This is a genomic window from Xanthomarina sp. (assembly GCF_035306705.1).
In the GTDB taxonomy this organism is placed as follows: Bacteria; Bacteroidota; Bacteroidia; order Flavobacteriales; family Flavobacteriaceae; genus Xanthomarina.
The window spans coordinates 1-4,839 of the sequence record NZ_DATGNO010000118.1 but is presented as its reverse complement, the minus strand read 5'-3'; the positions used below and the strand labels follow the sequence as shown (position 1 = coordinate 4,839).

The 4,839-nt window shown below is 35.0% G+C and carries 4 protein-coding genes; all 4 read left to right on the top strand.

All coding sequences use genetic code 11. The features are described 5' to 3' along the window. Positions 1–31: 31 nt before the first annotated feature. On the top strand, positions 32–1,204 hold the full coding sequence (locus tag VKY47_RS10000) for a PSP1 domain-containing protein (protein ID WP_324312471.1): 1,173 nt from the start codon (positions 32–34) through the stop codon (positions 1,202–1,204). Further along, positions 1,194–1,676, top strand: coding sequence for a gliding motility lipoprotein GldH (locus VKY47_RS09995; protein ID WP_324312470.1), 483 nt, complete (start codon positions 1,194–1,196; stop codon positions 1,674–1,676). Before VKY47_RS10000 ends, VKY47_RS09995 begins: the two co-directional genes overlap by 11 nt. A gap of 53 nt (positions 1,677–1,729) precedes the next feature. Beyond that, entirely contained in the window at positions 1,730–4,066 is a 2,337-nt protein-coding gene (locus VKY47_RS09990; protein ID WP_324312469.1) for a penicillin-binding protein 1A, read from the top strand. A 332-nt stretch (positions 4,067–4,398) separates the two neighbouring features. Continuing rightward, a partial coding sequence (locus VKY47_RS09985) for a Spi family protease inhibitor (RefSeq protein WP_324312467.1) occupies positions 4,399–4,839 on the top strand: 441 nt, incomplete at its 3' end.

Here is a 4,839-nt window from a genome sequence, read left to right as displayed (position 1 = left end):
GTTTTTCAGAATCAATATATACATAAATTTTATGGGTTGTAACAGTTGCTCAACTGGAAAAGACGGACAACCAAAGGGTTGTCAAAACAATGGCACTTGTGGTACAGATAGTTGTAATAAGCTAACTGTGTTCGATTGGTTAGCCAACATGTCTCTTCCTAATGGCCAAGAACCTTTTGATTGGGTAGAAGTGCGTTTTAAAAACGGCAGAAAACATTATTATAAAAATTCAGAAAAATTAACCTTAAGCATTGGAGATGTGGTGGCAACACAGGCTCAATTTGGCCATGATGTTGGTATGGTTACGCTTACAGGCGAATTGGTTAGAATCCAAATGAAACGTAAAAAAGTTTCTGAAACGGATGATGAAATCTTGAAAATATATCGAAAAGCATCACAAAAAGACATTGATATCTGGTCTGAATATAGAGACAAAGAAGAACCAATGAAGGTGAAGGCGCGTCAATTTGCGATCGAAATTAAATTGCAAATGAAAATTTCGGATATTGAATTTCAAGGCGATGGTAGTAAAGCCACATTTTATTATACAGCCGAAGATCGTGTAGATTTTAGAGAGCTTATTAAAATGTTTGCTAGAGAGTTTAAAACCCGAATTGAAATGAAGCAAGTTGGCTTTCGTCAAGAAGCTTCCAGATTGGGAGGAATTGGGTCTTGTGGTAGAGAACTATGTTGCTCTACATGGTTAACAGATTTCCGTTCGGTTAGCACTTCGGCTGCACGATACCAACAATTATCTTTAAATCCTCAAAAACTGGCAGGACAATGCGGGAAATTAAAATGTTGTTTAAATTACGAATTGGATACGTATTTAGATGCACTTAAAGACTTTCCGAGAACAGATGCCAAGCTAATCACAGAAAAAGGAGTAGCAGTATACCAAAAATCGGATATTTTTAAAGGTCATTTATGGTATGCCTACGAAGGCGAATGGAGCAATTGGCATATAATTACAAAAGATCAAGCCAAAGAAATTTTAGAATTGAATAAGAAAAAAGAAAAAGTAGCAAGTTTGGAAGAATACGCTATAGACCTTATTCAAGATACTAAAAATGAATTTGAAAACGTTGTAGGACAAGATAGTTTAACGCGTTTTGATACTCAAAAACCTCATAAAAAGAATAAAAGCAAAAGCAGAAATAAAAAAAGAAGAAAACCCCAAAACAATAGTAATAATGCGAAATAGTGCCTTGTTCCTTCTTTTGGCCTTTGTTTTAGCATCTTGCGATTCTAAAAGTGTTTACGACACTTATAAATCTGTGCCCAATAAATGGCATAAAGATTCTATAATTAGCTTTAAGATACATCCACCAGATACATTAAATTCGTATAACCTATTTGTAAACCTTAGAAATAATAACGATTATAAATATAACAACCTGTTTTTAATTGTCGAGATGAAATTCCCACATGGAAAAACCATACAAGATACTTTAGAGTATAAAATGGCACAACCTAATGGAGAATTTTTAGGCACAGGATTTGCAGATATCAAAGAAAATAAGTTGTGGTATAAAGAACAGGTGGTTTTTAATGAAGCTGGAGATTATACGGTTAACATACAACAAGCCATGAGGGAAAATGGGGAGGAAAAAGGCGTTGTTGATTTAGAGGGAATCACTGATATTGGATTTCGGATTGAAAAAACTGAAAAGTAATTAAGATAATTTTTTAAACTTAAGACCGTTTAACCTTAAGTTATGTAACATATATGGCTAAAGAAAAAAAGAAACAAACAGAAAAAACACAAGATTTTTCAACCTATGTTCGCTGGTTTTGGAAACTGTTTATTGCAGGTATTTTATTTGTTGTACTGCTATTTCTATTAGCGTCTTGGGGCGTTTTTGGTGAGCTTCCAGACTATACCCAATTAGAAAACCCGAAGACAAATCTAGCCACAGAAATTATTTCTTCAGATGGAAAGACTCTAGGGAAGTTCTATTTTAATGACAACAGAACACCTGTAAGTTTCGATGATTTGTCGCCAGACTTGGTGGATGCTTTAATTGCTACTGAAGACGCTCGTTTTCATGAGCATTCAGGAATTGATGCTCGTGGAACTTTAAGAGCTTTCTTTTTCTTGGGAAAAAGAGGAGGAGCCAGTACGATTTCCCAACAGTTGGCACGTCAGTTATTTGTTGGTGTTCGTTCAAAAGGCTGGGATAAATATACTCAGAAACTAAAGGAATGGGTAATTGCCATTCGTTTAGAGCGTCAATATACCAAAGAAGAAATTATTGCCATGTATTTTAATATCTACGACTTTGGTAATAATGGGGATGGCATTCGTTCTGCATCCAGTATTTATTTCGATAAAGAACCTAATGAATTAGACCTTAAAGAGTCGGCTATGTTGGTAGGCATGTTTAAAAACTCCTCCCTCTATAATCCGAGAGAACACAGAAATCCAATTGGTACCAGAAACAGACGGAATGTGGTTTTAAGCCAAATGGAGAAATATAATTATATTTCTGAAAAAGTGATGGATTCTCTTCAAAAAACGGAATTGGATTTACGCTATTCGCCACAATCACATCGCGATGGAATTGCTACTTATTTTAGAGCATATCTAGATGGTTTTATGAAAGATTGGATTAGAAACAATCCAAAACCAGATGGCGAAAAATACAATTTATATGGCGATGGTTTAAAAGTCTATACAACCATAGATTCCAGAATGCAAAAATATGCCGAAGATGCCGTGTTACAACACATGCCAAGGCTACAAGCAGAATTTGATAAGCAAAATACTCCAGATAGAAATCCAACAGCTCCATTTTTAGAATTGAGCAAAAGTGATATTGATGCACTTATGAATCGTTCTATGAGACAAAGTGAACGTTGGAGACACATGAAATTCGATTTAGAAAAAAGTGATGATCAAATTATTGCCGCTTTTAATGAGCCAACGCAAATGAGTGTTTTTTCGTGGAAAGGCGAAATAGATACCATTATGAAACCTATGGATTCGATGCGTTATTATAAGTCGTTTTTGCATCCAGGCATGATGTCTATGGATCCACAAACCGGCCATGTAAAAGCTTGGGTTGGCGGTATGAATTACAGACATTTTCAATACGATCACGTAAAACAAGCTAGAAGACAAGTGGGTTCCACATTTAAACCCTTTGTTTACGCAACGGCCATAGATCAATTGCATTTATCGCCATGCGACGAGCTTCCTAACACACAAATAACTATAGAAGCTGGAAAATTTGGAAATCCGGAGCCATGGACACCTAAAAATTCCGATGGGCAATATGGTGGATCACGAACTTTAAAAAGTGCCTTGGCAAATTCCATAAATACAATTACAGCTCGATTAATGGATAAAGTTGGGCCACAACCTGTGGTCGATTTGGTAAAGAAATTAGGTGTGGAAGCAGAGATTCCTGTAGTACCTTCCATTGCCTTAGGAACAGCCGATTTAAGCGTTTACGAAATGGTTGGAGCGTATTCCGCCTTTGCTAATAAAGGGGTTTATACCAAGCCTGTTATGGTAACACATATAGAAGATAAAAACGGTACTATTTTGTATCAATTTACACCAGAAACCAGAGATGTGCTAAGTGAGGAAGCTGCTTATGTTACTGTTAAGTTAATGGAAGGTGTAACCGAAGGAGGTTCGGGAGCAAGATTAAGACGTACTTGGATGCCAGAAAGTGGTGTTTACAAAGAAATAATGACAGGTTATCCATACGGATTTACAAATCCGATTGCTGGTAAAACAGGAACAACCCAGAACCAAAGTGATGGATGGTTTATGGGCATGGTTCCAAACTTGGTAACTGGAGTTTGGGTTGGTGCCGAAGATCGAGCAGCACATTTTAGAACCATTACTTACGGACAAGGAGCTTCTATGGCATTGCCAATTTGGGGCGTATATATGAAAAGTTGTTTTGCAGATGAAACTTTAGACATATCGACTTCCGCTTTTGAAAGACCTTTAGAACTTACCATAGAAGTAGATTGTGCCAATTATGATCCTGATGGTCATTCAGATAATTCGACGCCAGGTGTTAAGATGCCTGACGAATTGGATTTCTAGCTTATCACATAATAGAAACATATAAATTTTGCCATTCTTTTTAGAATTGCTTTTTTATTTTCTCTCCTTTTTTTTACTTAAAAACTTTTTTTGACAGTAATTACGGAAAAACCGTAATGGTTTTTCAACTTTTCGATGAACGGCATAAATTTCTTACAAATCCTTGCATATTTAGTTTTTTTTTTTTTTTACGTTTGGACTGTTGAAAGGAAAGACATTAAGTTTTGTATTCTTAATAATCTTGCTTGAAATATGTTTAGATTGGATTTATTTTAGTTTTTCTCCCAAAACTAACTAATAGCATAAACCTCTAAATTATTTAAATTAAACTTATGAAAAAAACTAAATTACTGAACAGATTATTATTGCTTTTAATAGCAACTACGTTAACTTTAAATTCTTGTAGCAATGAAGAATATGAAGGGAATTTTAATTCCAATGAAAATCAAACGTTTCAAGGCATTGAAATAACGGAAGATATTGCTAAAGAAGTAGCCCTAAATTTTTATAACAGAACCTATAGATCAGGAGGTGAATTAGCAAGAAATGAACAACAAACATCAAGAGTTGAATCTACAGAAATAATTAAAGACTTTAATGATGACACGGGTATTTACATTGTTAATATAGAACCAGAAGGCTTTGTTTTAGTGACTTCAAATTCTAAAAACGTACCAATTGCAGCTCATTCTGAAACTGGAAATTTCGAATTAAATGAAAACTCACCAGATGGACTAAAAAGTTGGATTGCAGAAAACATTATCTTTAACGAT